General features: G+C 55.6%; 24 protein-coding genes. 9 read left to right on the top strand and 15 right to left on the bottom strand.

Annotated elements, in window-relative coordinates:
- Nucleotides 1-147: 147 nt before the first annotated feature.
- Nucleotides 148-735, bottom strand: coding sequence for an Hcp family type VI secretion system effector (locus AC0YNU_RS21210; RefSeq protein WP_475760320.1), 588 nt, complete (start codon nucleotides 733-735; stop codon nucleotides 148-150).
- Nucleotides 736-1,043: 308 nt separating this feature from the next.
- Between AC0YNU_RS21210 and AC0YNU_RS21205 the strand changes: the two genes are divergently transcribed.
- From AC0YNU_RS21205 to AC0YNU_RS21195, 3 genes are all read left to right on the top strand, one after another.
- The gene (locus AC0YNU_RS21205) at nucleotides 1,044-2,132 is read left to right on the top strand and encodes an ABC transporter substrate-binding protein (protein WP_475760318.1); all 1,089 of its coding nucleotides are present in this window, start codon (nucleotides 1,044-1,046) and stop codon (nucleotides 2,130-2,132) included.
- Nucleotides 2,133-2,492: 360 nt separating this feature from the next.
- A complete protein-coding gene (locus AC0YNU_RS21200; RefSeq protein WP_475760316.1) occupies nucleotides 2,493-3,611 on the top strand; it encodes a GNAT family N-acetyltransferase in 1,119 nt (372 codons plus the stop codon).
- A 21-nt stretch (nucleotides 3,612-3,632) separates the two neighbouring features.
- Nucleotides 3,633-4,595, top strand: coding sequence for a DUF4838 domain-containing protein (locus AC0YNU_RS21195; RefSeq protein WP_475760314.1), 963 nt, complete (start codon nucleotides 3,633-3,635; stop codon nucleotides 4,593-4,595).
- A gap of 158 nt (nucleotides 4,596-4,753) precedes the next feature.
- Here AC0YNU_RS21195 and AC0YNU_RS21190 read toward each other — a convergent pair whose 3' ends face one another.
- Nucleotides 4,754-5,896: a DUF418 domain-containing protein gene (locus AC0YNU_RS21190; protein WP_475760312.1), complete on the bottom strand. Its 1,143-nt coding sequence runs from the start codon at nucleotides 5,894-5,896 to the stop codon at nucleotides 4,754-4,756.
- 262 nt (nucleotides 5,897-6,158) lie between these two features.
- Between AC0YNU_RS21190 and AC0YNU_RS21185 the strand changes: the two genes are divergently transcribed.
- Nucleotides 6,159-7,913, top strand: coding sequence for a methyl-accepting chemotaxis protein (locus tag AC0YNU_RS21185; protein ID WP_475760310.1), 1,755 nt, complete (start codon nucleotides 6,159-6,161; stop codon nucleotides 7,911-7,913).
- 146 nt (nucleotides 7,914-8,059) lie between these two features.
- Here the strand turns inward: AC0YNU_RS21185 and AC0YNU_RS21180 are convergent, their stop codons facing one another.
- Complete coding sequence (locus tag AC0YNU_RS21180) at nucleotides 8,060-8,728, bottom strand: response regulator (RefSeq protein ID WP_475760308.1); 669 nt, start codon at nucleotides 8,726-8,728, stop codon at nucleotides 8,060-8,062.
- Nucleotides 8,715-9,911: a sensor histidine kinase gene (locus tag AC0YNU_RS21175; protein WP_475760306.1), complete on the bottom strand. Its 1,197-nt coding sequence runs from the start codon at nucleotides 9,909-9,911 to the stop codon at nucleotides 8,715-8,717. The genes AC0YNU_RS21180 and AC0YNU_RS21175 overlap by 14 nt, the downstream gene beginning before the upstream one ends.
- A 237-nt stretch (nucleotides 9,912-10,148) precedes the next feature.
- On the opposite strand from AC0YNU_RS21175, the gene AC0YNU_RS21170 reads away from it, so the two are divergent.
- Nucleotides 10,149-10,655: a CcdC protein domain-containing protein gene (locus AC0YNU_RS21170; protein WP_475760303.1), complete on the top strand. Its 507-nt coding sequence runs from the start codon at nucleotides 10,149-10,151 to the stop codon at nucleotides 10,653-10,655.
- A gap of 157 nt (nucleotides 10,656-10,812) precedes the next feature.
- Here AC0YNU_RS21170 and AC0YNU_RS21165 read toward each other — a convergent pair whose 3' ends face one another.
- From AC0YNU_RS21165 to AC0YNU_RS21140, 6 genes are all read right to left on the bottom strand, one after another.
- Complete coding sequence (locus AC0YNU_RS21165; RefSeq protein WP_475760301.1) at nucleotides 10,813-11,787, bottom strand: ABC transporter ATP-binding protein; 975 nt, start codon at nucleotides 11,785-11,787, stop codon at nucleotides 10,813-10,815.
- A complete protein-coding gene (locus AC0YNU_RS21160) occupies nucleotides 11,780-12,763 on the bottom strand; it encodes an ABC transporter ATP-binding protein (RefSeq protein ID WP_475760300.1) in 984 nt (327 codons plus the stop codon). Before AC0YNU_RS21160 ends, AC0YNU_RS21165 begins: the two co-directional genes overlap by 8 nt.
- 12 nt (nucleotides 12,764-12,775) lie before the next feature.
- Nucleotides 12,776-13,705: an oligopeptide ABC transporter permease gene (gene opp4C / locus AC0YNU_RS21155; protein ID WP_475760298.1), complete on the bottom strand. Its 930-nt coding sequence runs from the start codon at nucleotides 13,703-13,705 to the stop codon at nucleotides 12,776-12,778.
- Nucleotides 13,706-13,718: 13 nt separating this feature from the next.
- Nucleotides 13,719-14,672 carry an ABC transporter permease gene (locus tag AC0YNU_RS21150; protein WP_475760296.1) on the bottom strand — a complete coding sequence of 318 codons (954 nt, stop codon included), beginning with the start codon at nucleotides 14,670-14,672 and terminating at the stop codon, nucleotides 13,719-13,721.
- A gap of 69 nt (nucleotides 14,673-14,741) precedes the next feature.
- Entirely contained in the window at nucleotides 14,742-16,514 is a 1,773-nt protein-coding gene (locus AC0YNU_RS21145) for an ABC transporter substrate-binding protein (RefSeq protein WP_475760294.1), read from the bottom strand.
- 258 nt (nucleotides 16,515-16,772) lie between these two features.
- Nucleotides 16,773-17,684 carry a helix-turn-helix domain-containing protein gene (locus AC0YNU_RS21140; protein WP_475760292.1) on the bottom strand — a complete coding sequence of 304 codons (912 nt, stop codon included), beginning with the start codon at nucleotides 17,682-17,684 and terminating at the stop codon, nucleotides 16,773-16,775.
- Between the two features lie 255 nt (nucleotides 17,685-17,939).
- On the opposite strand from AC0YNU_RS21140, the gene AC0YNU_RS21135 reads away from it, so the two are divergent.
- Nucleotides 17,940-19,496: an ABC-F family ATP-binding cassette domain-containing protein gene (locus AC0YNU_RS21135; RefSeq protein ID WP_475760290.1), complete on the top strand. Its 1,557-nt coding sequence runs from the start codon at nucleotides 17,940-17,942 to the stop codon at nucleotides 19,494-19,496.
- A gap of 146 nt (nucleotides 19,497-19,642) precedes the next feature.
- On the opposite strand, the gene AC0YNU_RS21130 is transcribed toward AC0YNU_RS21135, so the two are convergent.
- Nucleotides 19,643-21,013, bottom strand: a complete 1,371-nt coding sequence (locus AC0YNU_RS21130; RefSeq protein ID WP_475760288.1) for an FAD-binding oxidoreductase — start codon at nucleotides 21,011-21,013, stop codon at nucleotides 19,643-19,645.
- A gap of 250 nt (nucleotides 21,014-21,263) precedes the next feature.
- Between AC0YNU_RS21130 and AC0YNU_RS21125 the strand changes: the two genes are divergently transcribed.
- Together AC0YNU_RS21125 and AC0YNU_RS21120 are read left to right on the top strand one after the other, a co-directional pair.
- Nucleotides 21,264-21,860 (top strand): TetR/AcrR family transcriptional regulator, encoded by a 597-nt coding sequence (locus tag AC0YNU_RS21125; RefSeq protein ID WP_475760286.1) that lies wholly within the window; start codon nucleotides 21,264-21,266, stop codon nucleotides 21,858-21,860.
- Nucleotides 21,841-22,077 carry a hypothetical protein gene (locus tag AC0YNU_RS21120; RefSeq protein ID WP_475760284.1) on the top strand — a complete coding sequence of 79 codons (237 nt, stop codon included), beginning with the start codon at nucleotides 21,841-21,843 and terminating at the stop codon, nucleotides 22,075-22,077. The genes AC0YNU_RS21125 and AC0YNU_RS21120 overlap by 20 nt, the downstream gene beginning before the upstream one ends.
- Nucleotides 22,078-22,204: 127 nt before the next feature.
- On the opposite strand, the gene AC0YNU_RS21115 is transcribed toward AC0YNU_RS21120, so the two are convergent.
- On the bottom strand, nucleotides 22,205-22,909 hold the full coding sequence (locus AC0YNU_RS21115; RefSeq protein WP_475760282.1) for a TetR/AcrR family transcriptional regulator C-terminal domain-containing protein: 705 nt from the start codon (nucleotides 22,907-22,909) through the stop codon (nucleotides 22,205-22,207).
- A 112-nt stretch (nucleotides 22,910-23,021) separates the two neighbouring features.
- Between AC0YNU_RS21115 and AC0YNU_RS21110 the strand changes: the two genes are divergently transcribed.
- On the top strand, nucleotides 23,022-23,393 hold the full coding sequence (locus AC0YNU_RS21110; RefSeq protein WP_475760279.1) for a VOC family protein: 372 nt from the start codon (nucleotides 23,022-23,024) through the stop codon (nucleotides 23,391-23,393).
- Between the two features lie 46 nt (nucleotides 23,394-23,439).
- On the opposite strand, the gene AC0YNU_RS21105 is transcribed toward AC0YNU_RS21110, so the two are convergent.
- The 3 genes from AC0YNU_RS21105 to AC0YNU_RS21095 form a co-directional block, all read right to left on the bottom strand.
- Nucleotides 23,440-23,880 carry a cupin domain-containing protein gene (locus AC0YNU_RS21105; protein ID WP_475760277.1) on the bottom strand — a complete coding sequence of 147 codons (441 nt, stop codon included), beginning with the start codon at nucleotides 23,878-23,880 and terminating at the stop codon, nucleotides 23,440-23,442.
- 147 nt (nucleotides 23,881-24,027) lie between these two features.
- The gene (locus AC0YNU_RS21100) at nucleotides 24,028-24,471 is read right to left on the bottom strand and encodes an SRPBCC family protein (protein ID WP_475760276.1); all 444 of its coding nucleotides are present in this window, start codon (nucleotides 24,469-24,471) and stop codon (nucleotides 24,028-24,030) included.
- Nucleotides 24,464-24,784 carry an ArsR/SmtB family transcription factor gene (locus tag AC0YNU_RS21095; protein WP_475760274.1) on the bottom strand — a complete coding sequence of 107 codons (321 nt, stop codon included), beginning with the start codon at nucleotides 24,782-24,784 and terminating at the stop codon, nucleotides 24,464-24,466. The genes AC0YNU_RS21100 and AC0YNU_RS21095 overlap by 8 nt, the downstream gene beginning before the upstream one ends.
- Nucleotides 24,785-24,934 lie beyond the last annotated feature (150 nt).

Raw genomic sequence — 24,934 nt, 5'->3', positions numbered from 1 at the left:
TAATTCTATGGCCGGGTCTGTTTGCAGACCCTTAAGCTACTAAGAAATACGAATAAACCGGGCAGCGCGCCATCTTGGCGCTCCGCCCGGTTCAATGTGTTGCGAATAGATGGTTATTTGCTAATCAGCGATACGGCGCTGCGGGGATTATGGAAGAAGCGGCGTTGTGGTCGTTGCTTTGGCGGCATCCCATGCCGACCTAGCTACCGGATTCAGGGAGCCGTCCGGTTTCTGCGAAGCATAGCCGAACGAGATGATGCCGTACTCCAGGGAGATGGATTCGACCGTGTCATTGAACGAATACGACGTGATAAAGACATTGTTCAGGGCAATCGTCAGAAACTTGACCGGCGTAGGGCCCGGCTTGACGAAAACAAGCGTTGCGCTCTTGATTGATTTGCCTTGCATCGCGTTGAGGAAGATCGGCGCGGAGGCGGCGTCGTACAGCTTCGTGAAGGAGAGGCTGGAGAGATCGGGCTTGCCTACGGCCATGCCTGTAGTAGATGCTGCCCGCGAGACGGAAGCTTCCAAGCCGAATTCGACGTCGGATACCGGGATCCATTGCTCGAAACCTTTCACGGTGGATTCGCCCGGAATCGAGTCGAGCTTCAGGTAGACTTGGAGATTGGACGGCGCATCAATCGGCGCGGCAGATGAGCGTCCGAGCGAAACGGTAGCGAACAGGACGATGATGGCGAGCAGGATGACGAGCGATTTTTTAGCCGGGCTGGTCAATGAAAGTGAAATGGGAATCCCTCCGATATGAGTATGATCTTCTCCTATTTATTCGGCTGAGAAAGGAATGAGAACCTAGCAGCCAAACAATACGAATTGTATCATAATAATCAGAATTTTAGATACGAAATGTATTTAGAAGTTGGAAAAAATTTTTCGTAGAACGATACATGCGACTGCATCAGCCCTGTGTGCGTTAGCCCGTCGGTGTCTTAAGAGGCCAAAAATAGACGTGACATCCTATCTGAGAATTGTTATCATTCAAATGATAATATTTCTCATTTTCAGAATAGGGGGCATTATTCGACATGTCAGCGGTTCTTCGTAAGTTTACGAGTACGCTTATGATTGTCTTAAGTGTGGCGGTCGTGCTTAGCGCGTGCGGCAACAATGGCAGCAACAGCAGCAACGGCATTAGCGACGCCAAAAACAGCAACGGCACGAAAAGCGGCAATAGCAATAATACTACAAGCAACGGTGGCACCAGCGGTAACAGCAACAGTAGCAGCACCAACGAGGGCAAGGCCGGGGATGCGGCCACCCGCATCGTGAAGACGGCCAAAGGCGATATTGAGATTCCGGCCGATCCGCAGCGTATCGTCTCGGGTTATTACCACGGCACGTTGATTGCGCTCGGGCTGCAGCCGATCGGCGGAAGCAAGGAATGGTGGATGGGCAGTCCGTTCTTGAAGGAACAAGAAGCCAAGATGGAAGATATCGGCTCGCCGGCCTCCGCGGAGAAGATTCTCTCGATGAAGCCCGACGTGATCTTCTTGAACGATACGCTTGCCGACGAATACGACAGTTTTGCCAAGATCGCGCCGACCGTGTTCATCAAATACGATTCGATCAAGAACATTCGCGACGAAGTGAAGCAATTCGGCGACCTATTGGGCCGGGAGAAGGAAGCGGCCGATTGGCTCGCGCAATACGAGAGCAAGGCGAAGACGGCGCAGGAGAAGCTGAAGGATGCGTTCAAGCCGGGCGAGACGACGGCGGCGCTGCTCGAGATCGGCGGCAATACGCTCGCGGTCATGGGAGACAACTACGGCCGCGGAGGGGAAGTCATCTACAACGCGTTTAAGTTTAAAGCGCCGGATTGGATCCAGAAGAACGTCATCGATAACGGGGCGCAATACGTCGAGATTTCGCCCGAGAAGATGCCGGAGATCGCGAACGCGGATTATATCTTCCTCGCGACGTACACACCGGAGACCTCGGAGGAGCAAGTGAAGGCGATCACGGAGAGCAAAATTTGGCAGAACCTGCCGGCCGTGAAGAACGGCAACGTCATCATGCTCGATTATAAGACCTACTTCTACTTCGATCCGGTGTCCATCCTCGGTCAGATCGACACGCTGGCGCAGACGCTGGTCGATCTTAAGGCTGGGAAGTAGCATTGCCGGCGCGAGCCGAAAGTGGGAAATAGGTAATGACGTCATGCGAAGAACCCTGGATGCCGCTTTCGATAATCGGCGTCCGGTTTTTTTTTAGTTAATCCGATGGGGCATGCAGTTGTGCGGAAAATGAGCAAGAGTTGCACCCAGTGCACCATAAGGCTGCCAAACCGCGAGGTTCGGAGCAGTAGGTGCACGGAGTGCGCCACAAGCTGCCAACGCACAAAATTTCGTCCGCGGAACGCCAACTTCCTGTAGTTCTGCCCGTTTTCGAGGTTCGCTTTTCTTGTATAATGGAAGTGGTTTCATCATTGCGATCTACATCACTGTCCCCAAAATCATACAAAGGGAGCTAATATCGTGCTGGAATACAGGAAGGCAAGACCGGATGAGCGTGAGGCCTATATCGATTTAGCCAATTACGCATTTAAGATCGACTTCGAATCCATCATTCCCAAGGTGTACGGCAAGGGCATCGAATCTTCGGATATCCATATGGTCGCGGCGGACGAGCAGGGCCGACTTCGCGCGCTGGTAGCCGTGTACCCGGAGCCGATGAACGTCGGCGGCTTCCCGCTGCGCGCCGGTTACTTGGGAATTGTGTCGGTGCATCCAAGGGCGCGCGGAGAAGGGCATATGAAGGTGCTGATGAACAAGTGGCTTGAGGAAGCGCCTCAGTCGTACGACATGCTCGTATTAAACGGGCAGCGTCAGCGGTACGAATATTTCGATTTCACCTTTGGAGGGGTGAAGATCAAGTATTCGATTGGACAAGTCAACGTTAGACATGCGCTGGGCAACGCAGACGCGCAAGGACTATCCATCCGGCCTTTGTTCGATATCGAAGGCGCGGCGGCTTTCGCGCACAAGCTGAACGATGCCCGGCCCGCGTACGTTCAACGAGACCTCCAGCAGATGCCGCTCATCTTAATCGGTCTTGAGCAGCAGGCTCTCGGCGTGTTGGAGGGAGACCGGCTGATCGGTTACGTCGTCGTCAGCAAAACAGGCAAAGAAATAACCGAGCTCGCCATGGAGAATACGGACGATATTCCGCGGGCGATCAAGGCGTATCTGGCACACTCCGGCACGGATTGGATATCGGTTCTCGCGCCGGAGTATGAGACGGAGCTGAATGCGAGCCTGAGTCGTTTCGCGGAAAATTACGCGATCGAGACATCCGACATGTTCCATATCATAGATTTTGCCCGCGTGATGGAAGCTTATTTGACGCTGAAGCACCGGACGATCGGACTTGCGGCAGGCGAATTCTCCGCCGTGCTGGACGGCCAGCCCGTTACCGCCCGCGTGGACGAGAACGGCGTTACCGTCGAACGGTCGGCTAAACCGGGCGCCCCGGAGCTTAACAAGAAGCAGGCCCAGACGCTTCTGCTTACGCCGCATGGCCGGTTTATGGAGACTCCGGTGCCGGCCGGATGGTTTCCGCTTCCGATCTTCTGGTATACGGCGGATAAGTTTTGACATCAAGAGGAGAGCTGCCCTTTGGAAGATAAACGCGGCATACTCATACTACCCGAGGAGACGGGGCCCTATTGGGCAAGTCTGATCGCGCGTTCGGGCCTTAACCTGGTGGGGATTCATCCGGGCTGGGGCGCTGGCGCGCTGGAGGAGCTCGAGAAAATGCTGGATTTCGTGAAGACGCCGGGCTTCGAACGGTTCGCGGAACGGATGAAGGAGCTGAACGTGGAACTCGAGTTCGAAGCGCATGCCATGTCGTGGCTCGTTCCGAGGGCCCTCTTCTCGGAGCATCCCGACTGGTTCCGGATGGACGAGACGGGGAGCAGGAATTCGGACTTTAACTTGTGCGCGTCCAACGCGGAGGCCCTTCGTTATTTGGAGACACGGTCGGAAGAATTGGCTCGTGCGCTGCCTTCGCCGACGGGGCGGTACTATTATTGGATCGACGACGTGACTGACAGTGCATGCCACTGCGGGGGCTGCCTGTCTCTGTCCGCTTCGGATCAGGCAATGATGTTCTACAACCATATCCTGCGGGGAATTCGGCGATTCGACTCGAAGGCGGAGCACTGCTACTTGGCTTACCAAGACACGATTCAAGCACCGGGCAACGTGCGGCCCGACGCGGGTATTTTCCTGGAGTACGCCCCGATCTACCGCGATTCGTCCCGGCCGATCAACGATCCGGACTGCCCCGAGAACTTTCGAGAGCTCGAGCATCTGCCTGGTTTGCTGCAGCTGTTCGGACAGGAAGGTGCTCAAATTCTGGAATACTGGATGGACAATTCCCGGTATCTACACTGGCTCAAGCCGCTTGAGCCGCTGCCTTTCGACGAAGAAGTCATTCGTCGGGACGCGGCGTATTATCGGAGCCTCGGGTTCAACCGGCAGACCAGCTTCGGCGTCTGGTTGGGAGAGGACTATGCAGAGGCTTTTGGAGAGCCGCCGATCGCCGTTTATGCCAGCGCGATTGGAACACGGAAGTAGCCTGCCTGACCATGATATCGGCGTGAAGAATGAAGCATTTTCATTGAAGTGAACAGCATGGTGAGCAGGGAGAAGCGGAAAGGAGGCGAAAGCCTCCTTTTTTGCCTTGTTGTTGTTTTGCCGTTTTTGTTGGCTAAAGCTGTGATGCACGTATGCATTTAATTTTTGAGCACGAGCCTCCTGAGCAATGCTTCGAGTGGTCCCATCCGATCCTTCTTCTCCAGCCATGCAGCCAGGAAAAGGGACAGACTCCAGACGCCGATGGCAATCCCGGCGGCTGTACCGTTGCTCACCCTTCCTCCTAAGTCCAAGGCAACCGGAGATAAAAGGAGAACAAGCATCGCTTCGTTCCATGCGAAGAAGGTCAGGGAACGCTTCCCAAGCGCCATTAGTGCACGGGAAAGCGCGCCGGTCCCTTTTATTTTGGAGCCGATGATGCCAAAGAGAGCCGCATAGGCTAACCCGCCGGCGAATCCGGTAAAGACGTGGACGCCGTACAGGACGCCGGCCGTAAAGAAGCCGGGCTGCCACGGGCGATCTATGAAAGTCACAGGCAGCGCGCCCATCAAAGAAACGGTTAGTCCCAGCAGTACGAGGATGGAGAGTGTCCTCATCCGCTTCGCTGGATCCGTCAATAGTTGGTGTCTAGCCATCCACATGCCGAGAATGACGGGTGGAAGAATCGGAAACAGGATGTGGATGAGCAAGGGAATCGAAGGGAATGCGAGTAGCCTCTCCAAGGTTATATGGAGGTAGGTGTCCGTGGCGGCATACTCCGGCTCAAACCCATAATCTCCGGCATCTTGAACGAGAAACCCCCATAAGAGCGGAAGAATAACGGCGTAGCATAGCGTAAGAATCATAAAGACCCGAATCAGCGTTCCGTTCCCGCGCGTTAGCAGCCAAGAGGCGAGCAGACCGGCTAACCCGTAGGCCATCAGAATATCCTGACCTCCAATAACGACGGCCAGCACGAACCCGAATAGGAGCAAATACCAGCATCGGCGACGAACCGTCCTCGAGGCTTCATGGATGCCTATCCCTTGCAAGGTCCGTCTATCGAAGGTTAGGACTAGCCCATAACCGAATAGAACGGCAAACAACGCTCTGGCCCGGGCATCGACGAAGAGCATTCCCATGAAATTTACAAACCGGTCGAAAAAGCCGGTGCTCTCGACATGTTGAAGAATGCCTGGTTCAGCGTTATACAAGTAGAGCGGTGCATGGGCCAGCGCAATGAGCAGAAGCATGGCACCTCTGGCTAAATCGAGTGATACGGCACGTTTGGTTGGCAACGACATTCGGATCTGCTCCTTTGATGAGGAAGAAACCTGCGACTCGAATATATCTACGTTAAAGCAACCGGGAGGTTACATGCCGAAGCTGGAGCGAGCGACGTTGTTTTATTATGAGGGACCGGTGAGCCAATCACCGCTGCCTGGTATTTTCGTTGCATATATTTCCATGTCATGAGCAGGAATAATCGGGCCGACCGGCGAATTCTATAGTTGTCGTATTAAAAGGAAAAATAGGGAAATTTGTCGCAAAGGGAGTTTAGATTGCATGTTTAGACGTAAAGGCCGCCTCGTGTTCAAACTATCGATTATGATTCTGACGATCCTCCTTGTTCTATCTTCAATCTTGATTTACCTGCAGGTTCGCAACACCAAGAAAGCAAGCGAAGAAGCGATCGGCAGCTTCAGCATGCACGTCGCGGAGGCTTATGCGGGACAATTCGACGTCAAATCCTATGAAGCCTTCCTCGCCGACGCGAAAGACAACGATCTCTACTGGAAGCTTCGCGATGAATTGAATGCGTACCGACTGGAGATCGGTGCCTTGTACGTATATACGGTCAAAATCGACGATAAAGGACAGCCTATCCTTCTTATTGACGGACAGCCGAAGGAAGCCGATGATGCGTCGCCGATCGGCGAAGTCACGGATATGCCGAAGGAAGCGATCGCATCGGTATTGAAGGGACAGACCGCCAAGTCCAACATCATACACAACCCGGAGTACGGGACGTATCTCTCTTCTTTTGCGCCGCTGCGTAATTCGGCCGGAACGATTATCGGCGCGATCGGAATCGACACGGACGTATCGGTATCGCAAACGATCTATCGCGAAGTGATGGATTCAAGTACGCCTATATTCATCTTGATGGGGATCCTGACACTCCTTGTGTTCGTGCTCATGGCGCTGTTCCTGTCTCGCGCTTTGCGGCCGCTCGGAACGATCGTCAAAGGCGCGGAGGCCATTGCAAGGGGCGACCTCGCGGAGGCCAAATACCAGCTTGCCGCCAAACGCATCAGCTCGAACGACGAGATCGGACAAGCGTATGCAGCTATGCTGCAGATGATCGAGCGGCTGGGCGTCACGCTCGGGGACGTGGTTCGCGATGTGAAGATGACCACGCAAGAGCTCGTGCATACGACCGATCAGTTCAGCTCGGAGGCTGCCCGGATGTTGACCTTGAACGTGCAGCTCGAGCAATCGATCACGCATTTGGCCGACAGCGCGCAGCAGCAGCGTTCAGGGGCGGCGGACAGCGCGGAATCGATGGAGGAGATCACGCTGGCCATTCAACGAACCTCGGAGGCTTCGACCAGCGTATCGATCGCTTCCATGGAAGCGCTCGAAACCGCGGAGCAGGGAAGAAATTCGATTCACTGGCTGAAAGGCCAAGTCACCTCGATCTCCGATGTCGCCGAGCAGACGACGAATTCCGTGCAGGTACTGAATGCCTACATGCAAGAGATCGAGCCGGTGCTTCAATCGATTACGAGCATCGCCGACCAGACCAAGCTCCTCGCCCTTAATGCTTCCATCGAGGCGGCGAGAGCGGGCGAGCATGGATCGGGCTTTGCCATCGTGGCCAGCGAAGTTCGCAAGCTTGCAGAGGCTTCATCCGTGTCCGTGGCGCAGATCACCTCGCTCCTTCTGCAAATTCAACAGGAGTCCGCGCTGATCGGCGAGCGGATGTCGGAGGAATCCAAGGAAATGTTCAGGGGCAAAGAGCTCTCCGGACAAGTCGAATCGTTATTTAACGACACGGTGGACCGTTTTGTATTCGTCAACAGCCATATCCAGGAGATCTCCGCGGCTGCGGAGGAGGTTACGGCCAGCTCCGAAGAGGTAAGCGCATCGGTGGAGCAAATCTCTCAGATCTCGTCGGTGACCGCGGAGAGCACGGTATTCATTCAGCAGATGTCCACGAATCAGTTGGAAGCGGCGAAACGGATTGCCGATACGACGGAGCTGCTTAAGAAGCGGATCTCCGTTCTGGAAGCAGCGGTAGAAAAGTTCAACTTGTAAGTTTAGCGTATAGAGAAGAGCCGGGCGGGAAGCATAGCCGCGGCTCTTTTTTTGTTGAAGTTAATTGTTGAAGTTAATTGTGCATGCTTATTAATAATGACCCCTGATTGGAGCAAACGCTAGCGGTTGCGAGGCTGCATCCTGTCTTACTTGACCATTCCCTTCCGCAGCGCCGTCACGACAACCTCGGTCCGGTCGCCGCAGCCGAATTTCTGCAAAATGCGATGGACATGGGACTTGACGGTTCCCTCGCTGATGAACAGCTTCTGCGCGATGCGGTCGTTGCGGAGGCCGTATGCCATCTCCTGCAAAATCTCCTGTTCGCGCTCCGTCAGCGGCTCGAGCAGCGGAGCGTCCGCGCCTGCATCAGGGATGAGATAGGCGGACGAGACGACGCGGGAAAGCGCGTTCGCAGCCAGATCCGTCCGGTACACGGCTTCGCCCCGATAGGCGGAACGAATGGCGTCCAGCATATCCTCCACGTCCGCGTCCTTCAACAAATAGCCGACGGCGCCCGAACGGATGACCTCGTAAATATAGTCGGGATCGTTGAACGTGGTCAGCATGACGATTTTGACGCGGGGCAGCTGCTTCAAGATCGCTTTGGAGGCTTCGATGCCCGTCATGCCGGGCATCTGGATGTCCATCAGTATAATATCGGGCTGCAGGGCGGTTGCCTGAGCGACGGCTTCTTTGCCGTCCGCCGCTTCGCCGACGACTACCATGTCGCTCTGCAGGCCGATGACGTAGCTGAAGCCTTGCCGGATCATTTTCTGATCGTCCGCAAGCAGCACGTTAATTTTATCGTCGATCATTCGCCTCTCCCTCTCCCTTTGCAGTCTCCGCGTCAGCCGTTCCCGCCGGCAGCTCCGCCGTAATCCGGAACCCCTGCGGTTCCGCAGTCCCGAATGTCAGCCGCCCGCCGGCCTCTTCGATTCTCGACCGCATCATTCTCAGACCGAAACCCTCTTGAACGGGTTCGCTTGCCGTCGCGATGCCGTTATCCAGGATCCGCAGAACAATGCGGCTGTCTTCCCTGGAAATTCGCACGTCGACGTAGTCGGCCCCGGAATGGCGAACCATATTCGTAATGGCTTCCTGCATCACGCCGAAGAGTAGTCTGACGTCCGCCGCATCGATCTCTTCCTCCTGCAGCTCGGTTCGCAATTCGTACCGGATGGAAGACGTCGCCTCCATTCTGGCGAGCAGTGCCTTCAGCGGCGCCAAGCCGGACACCGACCGATCGTCGGCCAACGAATGAACGGAAGCTCTGATATCCTGCAGCCCTTGGCGGGCAACCTCCAGCATGCCGGGCAGCGTCTGCTCTGCCTGAACGGGATCCTTGACGATCATGTAGCGCAGCGCCTGCAGCTGCACGATAAGCGAGGTCAGGCTGTGCCCGACCGAATCGTGGATGTCGCGCGCGATTCGCGTGCGTTCGTCCAGCACCGCATTGCGCATCGAAGCGACGGATGCCTCTTGAAGATGCGCGTAGGCAACCTGCAGCTCGGCCAAATGGCGCGTATTCTCTTCGTATATGCTGTCGCGCTGACGCCTGCTGCGGACGTTTAAGTAGAAGAAAGTCGCAATGAAGGCGAAGGTCAGGAAGCTGAACAGGCTTACGTTGCCGAAGGCCATGTACAGCCCCGTGATGAGAATCAGAGCAGCAAGAAGCGGGACGCGCTTCGGCCCCATGGTTATTCGGACGACCGTCGTCATGACCGTGATCGCGAGAAAATAAATCAGTGCGGTTTCGCCGAACCAAATCATGCCCGCCGCGGTTTCCAAAGCAACCAGCGCCACGAACGCGATGGCGTTTCTGTTGGTCTGCCAGAAGTCCCGCAGCAGGAACCTGCTGACAAACGTCGCCCATATGAGGACGTTCAGCGCGATTTTCACGGGAGATCCCTCGAAGAAATCAGCCGCGTGCAAAAGAATGGCTGCGGATGCCGCCGCGGCCGTCGTGCGAATGAAGAAACGCCGGTCGTTCAAGTTCATGTGTTCGTTCCGCCTCCGTTGTCCTGCGCCTCTGCAGCATGGCTCCGACTCGATCCTATTGGTTATTGTAGCCAAGCGAAGCGCCGGAACGCAATCCGGTTGAGGCGCGGACCGATCATCTCTATCTGCGGATATAAGGCGGGCGCAATAAGGTTATATCCAGCGGCGGTCGAGCGGATCTGCCTTCGCGGGATATGATTGTACCTGTTGAACGACACATATGGGGAGGCAATATAAATGCAGAAGATCATTATTCTAGTCATTGCTTGTTTGGTGGGGTATCGGGTCATTCGGCGGGTGCGCAGCAATTTCTCGTGGAGCCAGCTTCGAACGCGAAGCTTAACCTTGCGGATCGGGTTGTTCTCGGCGATCGGCATCTTGTTCATGACGCAGAGCGGATTCAGCGCGATCAGCGTTGTTTCGGATGTATTGGGGATTCTTGTCGGAGCGGCGCTGGGCCTCGTCGGTGCCGCGCTGACAGCCTTCGAACGCCGCGGCACAGGGCTGTATTTCAAGACGAACGCGTGGATCGGCAGCATCGTGACGGCCTTGTTCGTCGGGCGCTTGGCATACAGGGTGTATGAAATGGCCCCGATGTCCCATGAAGGCGGCTGGAGCTATTCCTTCAACGCGGGAACCAGCGAATGGGCGTCCGGATTCCTGCTTATTATGTTCGCTTATTACGTCGTGTATTACACGCTGCTCCTGAAGCAAGGGAAGCAGGCTGCGGTGCGATTGAACTAATGGTCAATGCATCGGCCGCGGCGTGAGAAGCTGCCCTTCAGGGGCGGAGTCGCGCCTGCAGCAGCCGGAAGTAAACAATAAAAAGACCGTAAGAGCCGCTTTACAGCGGTCGTTACGGTCTTTTGGCATGAGTTCAGCGTTGCTTGGCCGCGCTCCCTTATACGAGATGGCAAGCGACGTTATGATCGCTGCCGACGTTCCGGAACTGCGGCACTTCCTCCCGGCAGCGCGCAACGGCGAACGGGCATCGCGTATGAAACTTGCAGCCGGACGGCGGATCGGCGGGGTTCGGCAGTTCCCCGCTCAGCACGATCCGCTCGCGCTTCAGCTTCGGAATCGGAATCGGCACGGCCGACAGCAGCGCCTTCGTGTACGGATGAAGCGGATTGCGGAACAGCTCGTCGCGCGATGCCGTCTCCATCATCGAGCCGAGATACATGACGCCGATATGCGAGCATAGATGCTCGACGACGCTGAGGTCGTGGGAGATGAACAAATACGTCAATCCCTGCGTGTCCTGCATCTTGCGGAACAAATTGATGATCTGCGCTTGAATCGATACGTCCAGCGCGGAGACCGGCTCGTCGGCGATAATCAGATCGGGATTCAGGACGAGCGCCCGGGCGATGCCGACGCGCTGCCGCTGGCCGCCGGAGAACTCGTGCGGGAAACGGTCGATATGGTACGACGACAGCCCGCAGGCGGCAAGGACCTCCATGACCCGATCGCGGATCTCTGCCCGCGGCACGAGGCCATGGTCGAGCAGCGCTTCGCCGATCGCGTCGCCGATGCGCACGCGGGGATTCAGCGAGCTGTACGGATCCTGGAAGATCAGCTGCATTTTCGGACGCAGCCGGCGCAGCTCTTCGGGCGGCAGACCGTAGAGATCGACGCCTTTGAATTTCACTTCGCCGTCCGTCTTGTCCGTCAGCCGCAGAATCGTGCGACCCACCGTGCTCTTGCCGCTGCCCGATTCCCCGACCAGGCCGAAGGTCTCGCCCTGTTTAATGGAGAAGCTGATATCGTCGACGGCCTTCACGCTGCCGACCGTGCGGCTGAGCAGGCCGGATTTGATCGGAAAATACTTCTTGAGCCCGTTCACCTCGAGCAGCGGCTGCCGTTGCTCAGACATGCGCGATCGCCTCCTCGTATAGCCAGCAGGCAACCTTCTGTTGATTGCCGGTTTCCTTCAATGCGGGCTCCGTTGTCCTGCAGACGTCCATGCAATGGGCGCACCGGTCGTGAAAGTAGCAGGAGGGCACGAGCTCCAGCGGGTTCGGAACCTGTCCCGGAATGGAATACAGCTCGTCCTGGCGCTGATTGATAATCGGCTTGGATTTCAGCAAGCCCTGCGTATACGGATGCTGCGGATTCTCGAACAAAGCGACGACTTCGCCTTCCTCGACCACCTTGCCCGCATACATGACCACCACGTAATCCGCCATCTCCGCCACGACGCCGAGGTCATGCGTGATGAGCAGGATCGACATGCCCGATTCTTCCTTGAAGCGGCGCAGCATATCGAGAATCTGCGCTTGGATCGTCACGTCGAGCGCGGTCGTCGGCTCATCGGCAATCAGCAGCTTCGGGTCGCAGGAGATCGCGATGGCGATCATGATGCGCTGCAGCATGCCGCCGCTGAGCTCATGCGGATACGAATCCGCGATCTGCTCCGCGCGGGAGATGCCTACTTCGCCGATCAGCTCGATCGCTCGTTTCCGCGCCGCTTTCTTGCTCATTTTCCGATGCTCCATGAGCGGCTCCATCAGCTGCTCGCCGATCCGCAGCACGGGATTGAGCGAAGTCATCGGCTCCTGGAAGATCATCGCGATTTCATTGCCCCGAATGGTGCGAAGCTCGTTGCGGCTAAGCTTCAGCAAGTCCTCGCCGCGGAAGCCTATGCTCCCCTTGACGACCTGCCCCGCAGGCGCTTCGATCAGTCCCATGACCGACATCGCCGTGATGCTCTTCCCGCTGCCGGACTCGCCGACGATGCAGACGATCTCGCCTTGGCGGACCTGCAAACTCACGTCGTCGACGGCGCGAACGATGCCGTCTTCCGTCTTGAAATGCGTGCTTAAATGCTCTATGTCAAGTACGTTATCCATGTTCACGTACACCTACCTTTTCTGCTTGGGATCCAAGACATCCCGCAGACCGTCCCCGAAGATATTAATGGCGATGACGGTCGCGAAGATCGAGAAGCCGGGCGGAATCCATAGCCACGGATGGTCTTGGAAATCGATCATGTTGTTGGCCGCGTCGATCATATTGCCCCACGTCGGCGTCGGCGCCATCACGCCAAGTCCGAAATAGCTCAAGACGGACTCGTACAGAATGGCTCCGCCGATGTTTAGCGTGGCAATGACGATGAGCAGCGGCACTAAATTCGGCAGCAAATGATTGAACAGCTTTCGGCGGTCGCGAAGACCGAGAACGACGGTCGCTTGCATATACTCGCGTTCCCGCAGGCTGAGCATCTGGCCCCGGACCATCCGGGCAAGCCCCGGCCATCCGACGATGCTGAGCATCAGCATGACGATGTACATGCGGTACTCCGTCGGCACCTTCCACTCCGACAGGAGCGCGCCAAGGATAAACAGAAGCGGGAGGCTCGGAATGGTCAGCAGCAGATCGGCCAGACGCATGATGATTTGGTCGACGATGCCCCGATAATAACCGGCGATAACGCCGAGCAGGGAACCGACGAAGACCGACAGCACCATGGAAGCCAGCCCGACGGTCAAGGAGATTCTCCCCGCTTGCAGCACGCGGGTCAGCACGTCGCGTCCGAGCGCGTCAGTGCCCAGCCAGTGCTTCAGGCTGGGCGCCTTGTTCATGAAGGCCATATTGATCTTGTTGTCCGTATACGGCGAGAACAGCGGGCCGATGAAGCACGCCGCGAACATGAACGCCACGACGACGAAGCCGAACACGGCGAGTTTATTCTTGAGCAGCCGCCTCAGGGATTGTTTCCACAGCGACGTATAGACTGGTTTAGGTTTAGGGGACGACAATACCGCCGTCCCCTCTCCGTGAATCGTTGACATCCGAAAGGACCTCCTACAGCCGAACCCGCGGGTCGGCGACATGGTACAAAATGTCCGAGACCAGCGTGCCGATGACGGTCAGAATCGCGATAAACAGGGTGAATCCCATGAGCAGCGGATAATCCCGCAGGCTGAAGGATTGCATATAGAGCTGACCGATGCCCGGCCAGTTGAAAATTTTCTCGATAATGAGCGAGCCGCCGAACAGGGCGGGAAGCTCGAAGCCGACCAACGTGATGGCCGGCAGCAGGGCGTTGCGCAGCGCATGCGTGAACAATACTTTGCGTTCCTTCAACCCCTTGGCGCGGGCCGTGCGAATATAATCCTGCTTGATGACGTCGATCATGTTGCTTCGGAAGTAGCGGGTCAGAGAGCCGACCCCGAGCAAGGTCATGACCATCACGGGAAGGATCATATGGTGAATGACTTCCTTGACGTAAGCCATTCCCGTCGAATTGCTTCCCGTCGTCAGCATGCCGCCCGGAGGGAGCCACTTCCAATCGACGGCCAGCATCTTGATCAGGAAGAGGCCGATGAAGAACGACGGGATCGACATCGCCGCGAAGAGCGCCACCATGACGATCGTATCGAACCACGAGTACTGCTTGTACGCAGCGACGACGCCGACGACGACGGCAATCAGCCACGTCAAGAACGTGGATACGACCGCGAGCAGGAATGAATTCCAGACGTACTGGTTAAACAAAGTGAGTACGGGCTTCTGCTGCGACAGCGAATAGCCGAAGTCGCCGTGGAAGGCGTTCTTCATCCAGATCGCGTACCGTTCGATCACGGGTTTGTTCAACCCGTAGATCTCCCGAAGCTCCGCTTTGCGTTCCGGCGTCAGCTTGATATTGCCCGTGATGAAGTCGCCCGGCGTCAGTGCATACAGGCAGAAGATCAAGAAGGAAGCCGCGAATAAAATGACGATCATATACAGGATCCGCTTCGTAATGTACGTGCTCATAATCGACTCCTTAACCTGCGATTCCCCGCCCGGAGATCGGACAGGGAATCGCGTTTGTTTGGTTCGTTATTATTGGCTCAGCGTCCAGCTCGGCAGACTTGGGGCAAGGCCGTTGAACGGGCTGACGCTTAGATTTTGAATCCGACCGTTGTAGGCGTACACGCTTTTCTTATAACTCGTGAAGATGACCGGCAGCTCGTCGTTCAGCAGCTTGTAAATATCTTTGTACACGGCTTTGCGCTCGTCGATATTCGACGTTGCCAAGCCTTTGTCGTACAACGCTTTGAACGCCGGATTGTCGTAGCCTGGAATTTCGCCATCGACGAATTGGAGCAGGCCGTCCGACGGATCGGTCAGAAGCGACGTGGAGAAGGAAGCCATATCGTAATCGCCGCCTTCGACCTTGGAGACGAGCGCATTGAAATCCGCGAATACTTCAGGCTCGAATTTGATGCCCAAAGCTTCGTAATCTTCTTTGGCCACGGCGATGAAGATATCGGTTTCCGGCTTCTTGGAGCCCAGGAAGTGAACCGTCAGCTTCTTGCCGTCCTTCTCGCGAATGCCGTCCGCGCCCACTTTCCAGCCGGCTTGGTCTAATAGTTCTTTTGCTTTCTCCGCATCATACTTGTACGGGTTGATGCCGTCCTCCGTATACGACCACGAGATCGGCGAAGAAGGAATGTTCGCGACTTGGCCCGCGCCCTGCGCCGCGTCCACGTAGATGCTCTGACGGTCCAAGCCGTACGTCAGCGCTTGGCGGACCAGCTTGTCCTGCAAGGCCGGATGCTTCAGGTTCAATTGAAGATAGCCGTACGTGCTCGGCGTGTAAGGAAGGATATTAACGAAGCCGAGCGCTTTGAGCTTATCGACGTTTTCCTTCGTGGCCGTGAACGACGCATAGTCGACCTCGCCCGTCTCCAGGTATTGCCACGTATCGCCTTGGGCCGTTTTATAAATAAAATGCTCCGTTTTAGGTTTGCCGTCATAGTAATTCTCGTTCGCGACCATGCGGACTTCCTGACCCGGAATGAATTTCTCCAGCTTGTACGGGCCGGTGCCGAGCGGGCTTCCGCTTAGCTTCTTCATGTAATCCAATTGTCCTTGCTTGTAGTCCTTACCGTAATACGCCTTGGAAAGCACGTCCGATCCGAGCAGCGTAAGCGCGCTGGCATTCGGCTTCTCGAGCGTGACGGAAACCGTCTGCGGATCGATCACCTTGATGCCCGAGACGCTGGTCGCCGTGCCCGCTTTATAGGCATCGCCGCCTTTGACGTTCAGCGTGTTCACCAGGGAGTCGCCGTCATACGACTTGTCGTACAGGATCGTCCACGTGAAGGCAACGTCGTCGGCCGTAAGCGGCGTGCCGTCGCTGAATTTCAAATCCTTGCGCAGGTGATACGTATACGTCAAGTTGTCCGCGGACACGTCCCATTTCTCGGCCAAGCCCGGAATCGGAAGACCTTTGTCGTCGACCTTCACGAGCGGCGTGTAGAGGAGGGACGACACGTTGCCGTCGTAACCGCTTTGTTGGAAATACGGCGTGAACGCGCCGCTCGGATCGGTCAAGCCGACGATGATCGTGTCCGTGCGCTTCTGCGCGATGTCCGGCAGCTTGGACATGTCCGACGCGGTGACGAGTCCGGCAGCACCGGCTGCGGGATCTGCCGCAGCGCCGTCGTTGCCCGCTGCATTATTGGCCGAATTGTTCGCCGCGGGCTGGCCCGCGTTCGCCGAGTTCCCGGCGCCGGCATTCGCATTGTCGTTCGTATTGTTGCCGCAAGCGGATAATAGCAATGCGCTCGCAAGTAAGGCTGTCGATAAGGTCACGATTCTTTTCTTCATGATACCCTCCTAATATAGGCTGCAAGCAGCCGTCTGTTTAATCCCGATAGATTTACTTTGTATTTGTCCTTATTATAGGTACGAAATGTGGTTCTGTAAATAGAGAACCAATAAATAATTCTTTGTATAAAGAATATTATAGAAGTTCAGCGTATTCAATGTCTTTTCGGATTCTTTTTTGCAACGAAAAAACCGCCCACGCATCGTCATTTCACGATGCGTAAGCGGCCGATTTCAGCGATGCGTCAGGTGCGATCCCTACACGCCTTGCTCGATATAATCCATGATCTTGCTGTGTACCTGCTCCAAAGCGCTGGTCCGAACGCTGTAAGTGGTCAGCGTCTCGCCTTCGAAATGCGCCGTCAGCATGCCGGCATTGCGAAGCTTGGAGATGTGATCGTGCGTGATTCCCTTGGATAACTCCAAATGGCGCACGATTTCGATGAACGAGCGCGGTCCCTTGTTCAGGTAGCGCAGGATTTTCAGGCGGCTCTTCTCCGAGACGCTCCGGATCATGCGGTACTCGTGCGGCGTCAGGAAATCTTCATCGCCCACGTACACTCTGGCGGCATAATGGCAGATCGTGACCTTGCCGAAGTGGCTGATCACGTTGACCGGCTGAAAATGGTATTGCGGCATGAGGACCACTCGCTCCAGCCCGTCCATCGGCGCGAAGAACAGCCCGTTCGTCGTCTCGTCCACGAACGCGATCGGATCCGCCGACGGAAGCCTCTGCTTCCGGTAAAGCGCTTCCTCGCCGAGCTTTTCGAGAATCAACGGATCGACATGCCGGAAATATTGCTCGTTCCACTGCTCGAACAGGCTGACGGTATGATTGCGAAATTCCCCCATCTGGTTCGGGAACTGGTTCCCGTACGGCGACATTAATTCGTAAAGCTCCCCCGCCGTCATCCCGTTCAGCCAATCCACGAATTCGCCGACGCCTTCTCCGGGACACAGATGCACGAGCAGATACGTCAGCTTCCAGTCGCCGTCGATCTGAACGCGATCGAGCAGCTCCGCTAATTGGGGCGTGATCCGTTGACGGACTTCTTTCGCCCAGGAGGGGGATAAATCAAGCTTTTTATGTGATTTACGGCATACATAGGCATGCAAGCTGCCCATGATTTCGAATAATGGTTTGAATCTGACGTCCAAGCTGTACTCCATGACCGCACGCCCCTCTCTGCCTAGTATTATAGCAACTAGTCTTCGCTGCGCAACACTTTGAATTTTCGCCGCCCGCTCACGTGCCGGCCGCAAACCGGCGATTGTTCGATTAAGTCGGGTACCGTACGGCTACCGGCGGGAAATTGTTCTAACGGGCGATACCCATGGATGGCATGCTTTTGTGGTACAATGATTCGGGTAATCGAGAGAGTTGCAGGGTTTGACTAGGTACTTCATGAATGGAGATAAATCATAATGAGTTTGTTGACGGTTGAGCAATTATCGCATACGTTCGGCGACCGGGTACTGTTTCGGAACGTGTCCTTCCGTTTGCTGGAGGGAGAGCGCGTCGGTCTGGTCGGCGCGAACGGCACCGGGAAATCTACGCTGATGAACATTTTGACCGGCAAGCTGTTGAAGGATGAAGGCAAGGTGGAATGGACGCCTCGCGTACGTTACGGTTATTTGGACCAGCACACCAAGCTCGAAGCGGGCAAAACCATCCGGGACGTCTTGAAGGATGCGTTTCTGCCGCTCCTGGTCCTGGAAGAGGAGCTTAACGAGATCGCTACGCAAATGGGCGATGCCGATCCGGATACGCTGGAGCAGCTGCTGGAGCGCATGGGCGAGATTCAAGAGGAGCTTGAAATCGGCGATTTCTATCTGATCGACGTGAAGGTCGACGAAATGGCCAATGGCCTGGGCCTCAATGCCATCGGGCTGGACCGCGAAGTCACGGCGCTTAGCGGCGGACAGCGGACGAAGGTGCTGCTTGCCAAGCTGCTGCTGGAGAAGCCCGGCGTCTTGCTGCTCGATGAGCCCACGAACTATTTGGACGAAGAGCACATAAACTGGCTGACGAATTATTTGCGCAATTATCCGCATGCGCTCATGCTCATTTCTCATGAAACGGGCTTTATGAATCAGGTTGTCGACGTGATCTATCATCTTGAATTCACGAAGATGACGCGGTATTCGGCCAATTACGAGAAGTTCCTCGAGATGTCCGAGCTGAACAAAGCGCAGCATATCGACGCCTACGAGAAGCAAAAGGACTACATTAAGAAGCAAGAGGAATTCATTAATAAAAATAAAGCGCGTGCTTCCACCTCCGGGCGCGCGAAGAGCCGCGAGAAACAGCTCGACCGGATCGACCGCATCGACAAGCCGGAGGAAGCGGCCAAGCCGACCTTTAATTTCAAGGAGTCCCGGTCCAGCGGCAAGCTCGTATTCGAGGCAGAAGGCATGGTCATCGGCTACAGCAAGCCGCTGCTGCCCAAGATGGACATGGTCATTGAGCGCGGCGACAAGATTGCCATCGTGGGCTGCAACGGCGTCGGCAAATCCACGCTCCTGAAATCGATTCTCGGCGTGATTCCTCCGCTGGAGGGCAAGCGATATACGGGCGATTATCTATCTCCCGCGTACTTCGAGCAGGAATCCAAAGCGCCGACGATGACGCCGCTGGAGGACGTATGGGATGAGTTCTCCTCCATGAACCAGCATGAGGTCCGGGCGGCGCTTGCCCGCTGCGGGCTGAAGAACGAGCATATTACGCGTCCTCTGAATCAGCTCAGCGGCGGCGAGCAGGCGAAGGTTCGCCTGTGCAAGCTGATGATGCGGGAGAGCAACTGGATTTTGTTCGATGAGCCGACCAACCATTTGGACATCGTCGCCAAAGCCGAATTGAAGCGCGCGCTGCAAGCCTACAAAGGCACGGTCGTGCTCGTCTCCCACGAGCCTGAGTTCTATGAGGATTGGGTTACGAAGACGTGGGATGTCGAAGCCTGGGCGATGCAGAGCCAGCGATAGTTGCAGAGCCATCGATAGGAAGGGATAGAGGCCCGTTGCCGGGCCGCCGCGCGCAATCGCGGTTCTTTCTCCCTGAAAAGTACTGGATAGCAAAGTAAAAAGCTCCTTCGTTGTCTGCATTTCTGCAGCGAAGGAGCTTTTTTGCATCATTTTTTCTTCTTCAGCCTGCACGCGCTGCAAGCCGGCTTAATGCTTTGCGGATTGTTGAACACGTTGCCCGGATCGTATTTCGCCTTTACCTTGCGCAACCGGGGATAGTTGGCTCCATAGTATACCGGCCCGGAATTCTTGATGCCTTGGTCCGGCACGTTAATATAGGACCCCACGATATAAGGCTGCAGCTTCTTGCGCAAATTCCGAGCGAGGGCAATATTTTTGGCGGCATCGCTTTTCTTCACCCAAGAGCTGTTCCACTCGACGTAATATTTCGCTTTGCGCCAGTAGAATGCCGTCGCTCTAGGAGCTACGCGGCTTACGGCGCCGCCCCAGTTGAGGAAGAAGAAGCCGGCGAATTCGCCCTCGACCTTCTCCAAGAATTGACGCATATACGCGATGGCTTTATCCGGGAACGGATGCCGGCCGAAGCCGCTGGAGAATTGATTGCTTTCCCTTTGCGTCAGGATCGGGTCCGGAGGCAGCAGGAAGTCCACGACCTTCGGGTAAGGCAATAAACGAATGATTTTGCTCGTCGGCGTTCCTACGCTGAGCATGGGTTGCAATAGGCGAAGCGCCTCCGTTTTCGATCCGAGGAAGAGCCCGTTCATGGTGACGTTGCCGCCTTTTTTCGGACCGATCGAGAATTCGCTGCCCAGCCTCGTATCCACGCCCGGCGCCCAGCGCTGCCAGGCTTTGAGCAATTCCGGGAACTGGGCCCATGGCCAGGTGATGCGATATACGGTCGCCTTCGCCGGAGCGGCGTGCACCTTGAATTTGTACTTCGTGTAGACGCCGAAATTGCCGCCGCCGCCGCCTTTGGTAGCCCACAGGAGATCGGCGTTGCGTTTCTTGCTCGCGCGAATGACTCTTCCCTTCGCGTCGACCATTTCGAGCGCAAGCAAATTGTCGCTTACGAGGCCGACCGTGCGCTGCAGCGGCCCGATTCCGCCGCCCTGCGTGATGCCGCCGATTCCTACGGTAGGGCTGTCGCCGAAAGGCGCGATAAAGCCTAGCGGCGCAAGGGTTTTAGCGATTCTTCCCACGGTGTTGCCGGATCCGACGATGGCCGTGCTTTTCTTTTTATTCAAGTTGATTTGCTTCATCTTGCTGACGTCGATGACAAGGCCGCCGTTGACCTGCGACAGATTGACTTCGAGCGAATGCCTGCCGCCTCTTGGCCGAATGGGGACGTTATTCGCGTTGGCCCATCGGATGGCATTGGCGACATCCTGCGTGCGCTTCGCGAACACGAACACTTTGGGGAATCTGTCGGTATGGGGATCCCAATTCTTGCGAGCGACCTCGTAGCCCGGATCTCCTCGGAAGATCACCAGACCGGTTAGCTGCGTTTTGGATTTCAATGCGCCCAACTCCTATGCGGATAATAAATGCGCTGTCATGAATTGCAGGAACCCTATATCGTATGAAGGACAGCGGTCTAGGGAGTGGGCAAATGCAGAATAGGATGGTCGTACGCGTATTTTAATGCGGGTGATGAGCCGTTTAGCTCGATCGTACGAAAAACAGTGTGCAATTTTAGCTCGATCGTACTAAAATAGTTATAGAGATAAAACAAGCGAACGATTGGAATGGACACAAAGGTGGAGAAGCATGAAAGAAACAAGAAACAACATCCTGCTTGCCTCGCAGGAGCTGCTGGCCAAGAACGGATACGCCGGCTGTTCGCTCGGGGCGGTCGCGGAGCTGCTGAACATCAGCAAAGGGGTGGTCACGTATCATTTCTCGCAAAAGGATCAGCTTATACATGAGCTTGTAGCGGCTTACTTTGGCGAGGCGGCGGAGTATATGGCGAAACATATGGTCATCGATAAAACAGCGCCCGAAGCGCTGGCGTCCTATATCGATGCCAATTTGCGTTACGCCGCCACTAATCGGGACCGGACGCTGGCGATCATGCACGTCATCGCTAACCATAGGAACAAGGACGGTACGCTGGCTTTTACCGATCAAGACAATCGGATCCATCAGCCGCTTATCGAGATTTTTCAGTATGGGCAATCGGAAGAACGAAGCTTCAGGTCATTTTCCCCCGAGCTGATGGCCATGCTCATTCGAAGCGCGATCGACCATTTAAGCGGCCGGATTGCCACGAACGGAATCGAGGATTTGGAAGGGGCCATACAAGAGACCGTTCGTACATTCATGCTCGCGACAAGGAGGGATGAACGTGAAGAAGATTCAAAATGACGGCTTGCAGGTCGTGGGTATCATCTTGAGCCTCATCGGGCTTGCAACCGTTGTGCAGCCGCTGATTAAGGCGATCTTCGGCAAGCCGATCGCGTACGAATTCCTTGGTTTGCTGCCGGATGGGTGGCCGTCCTTTGCGGCGTGGGCCGTCATTCTGGTGGTCGGGCTCGTGCTCGTCTCGATTACGAAGCCGCTGTCGAGCGGCAGTTCGGATTAAGCCATACGCTTATCCTCATCGCCGAAATGAAAAATGAACAAATAGCGGTGCGGGATCCGGTCCCGCACCGCTTTGTTGTCGAGACGTTGCCCGTCCGGCTCCGCTCGCCTTCCAATCCTCGCGAACGCTACAGCTTCACGGCAAGCCCGTCGAGCAAGACACCTAACCCGAAATCGAATTCTTGCTGCCAATCCGTGCTCGTCGTATAGGGGGCTAACCGGATCAGGTGAGGAAACCGCTCCTCCGGCAGGCCGCTGTAAATTTGTTCGTACGCCTGGCTCAATTGTTCGGAAGTAACGGCGCTGTCGCCGGCGAACGAGGCAAACCGTGCTTCCTCGGCCGCGAATCCAAGCACGTAGCTTTTCAGGATGGAGGCGATCCAAGGAATCTGCTTGTCCTCGAAGCCTGCTTCGGCGAGCATCCGATACAGCTGCTCGATCTGCATCAGGCGATTGTACCCTAATCCGATCGCGGCGTTAAACAGCTCCGCGGCATCGCGGTAGGAGCCGAGCGCGGTTCGAAATCGTTCCGCCCACTGCAGGAGCTGCCCTCTCCATGTCAGCGAAGGATCCGGCGATGCCATCTCGGAGCTGATTTTATCGGTAAGCAGCTGCAGAAGCTGCTCTTTTCCTTTGACGTGATAGTACAGGGAAGCGGTTTGAACGCCTAGGTCGTCGGCTACTTTCCGCATGCTTAATTCCTTCAGTCCGTGTTCGTTCAGCAGACGAATGGCCGATTGGATGATTCTCGCGCGGCTTAACGGCGTATGGAGCGCTTCGTTTTCTTCAAAACCGATGAGTTCCAGCGGCTGTCGGGTTCGTTTTCTAGCCATGGTAGACACCTCTCTCGGTTGACAGTATAACATGGTTAGATTAATCTAATGGTGTTAGAATTATTGTGGAAGGATGCTGTTTTTTTATTCTGCATAGAAGGGGAAATGTACTGTGAAGCTTAACCATCTGAATCTTTGCGTCGAACATCCGAACGAAGCACGGGATTTTTTTCGGGAGGTATTCGACTTCCAACTGATCGACCAGAAGGGCGACGCGATCGTCGTGATGAACGACGGCCATGGCTTCACGCTCGTATTGAGCAAGCTGGCCGCCGCCGGAGACGCAGGCGCTCCGTATCCGAAAGACTTTCATGTCGGCTTCTACCTGGATACGACCGGCGAGGTCGATCGGTTATGCGCGCGTCTCGAGGCAGCCGGGATTATAACCGCCGAGCAGCGACCTGCCACAATCCGGGGCGGCTACACGCTGTATTTCACGGCCCTCGGCGGCTTGTTGTTTGAAATCACTTGCTTTGCCCGTTAATTGCGATTGCGAACGGAGCGATGGCCGGACGTTTACCGGACGTTTCCTAGAGGACGCGAGGCTCCTGCCATTTCACGGGCTGCTCCAGAATGATCCCGTCTGTCTCCACCCATTGCGTAAGGCTGTTCGCTTTGGCTTGAATGACGATAAAATGCAGGTCCTCCGAGGCGGACGTATTCCGCAGCACGCGCACGCCTTCGGGAGCGATTCGAACGGAGGTGCCTTCGAACACGTCCAACTCGGTGCCGTCCACTTGCAATTTGCCTTGCCCTTGAAGGAAGACGTAGAGCTCCTCGTTCTCATCATGTTTGTGATAGAAGGGGATCTCCGCCCGCGGAGGAAGATTGTTGAGGGAAACTTCCATGCTGTTCAGCTTCAGGACGTCCTTCAGAAAGATTTTTCCTTTCAGCTTTCCTTCCGTAACGCGGCCGAAATCCGAAAATGCACCTGCGTGGTTAACCGTGTAATTCGTTTGCGTCGTCTCCAAATTTACGCACCTCGCCTCAAATGAATGGTATCGACAAGCAACGTGACAACGTTCGTTCCGAAAACAACGTGACAACGGTCGTTCCAAAAACAACGTGACAACGGTTCCTCCAAGAGCGTATCCGCTCAAGTCCCTATCGCGCCGAAATTAAAAGGCCGCCAACGTTTTGCCCGTCTCGAGCAGGCTCTTCAGATTGCTGAGGATGACAGGCCAGCCGTTATTGAAGCCCTCGATCTTGCCTTCGTCTTTGCGAATATCCTTCTCCAATAAATCCTCGTGCAGGAGCGTTAATTTGACCGTTCCGTTCAGCGGCGTTAATTCGTACGTCACCTTCGAGAAACGATCCCCCTCGGCATCTCTGACGCTCCAGCTGACGGAGAGCAACCGATACGGGTCGCTTGCCAGCACTTCGCCATAATGGTCTACCTTGTCTTTGATGGTTAGTTTGAAAGGAGAGCCAACCTGCCAATCCGATTCGATCTCGCGGCCGAAGAAGTATTGCCTGGTAAATTCACTGTTCGTTAAGGCTGCCCACAGCTTCTCGGGTGTCGTCGAGATGTACGTGGTGTAGACGAATGAAGCGTTACTCATGGCTGGAATCCTCCTCTAATGCTTGCTTTAAGGTTTGAAGCGCATCAATCCGGTGACGCTCGAACTTGCCGATCCAACGCTGATAAATCTCGCCGATAGGGACGGGGTTAAGGTAATGCAGCTTTTCTCGGCCCTGCCATACGACAGTGACAAGATTAGCTTCTTCCAAAATAACCAGGTGCTTCGTGACGGCTTGCCGGCTCATCGTCATGTGTTTGCAGAGCTCGCCCAAGGTTTGTCCATTATGGGCGAACAAGAGATCGAGCAATTCTCTGCGCGTTCCATCGGCAAGCGCTTTAAAAAGTTTGTCCATGCGCCTATTATATGCAACAATTTAGTTGCATGTCAAATGTTGTTAATGGCTGCGACTATGCCGCAGGCCCGTTTGCTATGCACGCGATGACATGCAAATGCAAGAACTTGGACAAAACCGAAAGCCCCCGTTGAATTTGTCCATTGAGTC

The sequence above is a fragment of the Paenibacillus sp. J31P316 genome, assembly GCF_056269105.1.
The sequence above is the reverse complement of the archived record's forward strand: the minus strand, read 5'-3'. Positions and strand labels throughout refer to the sequence as shown.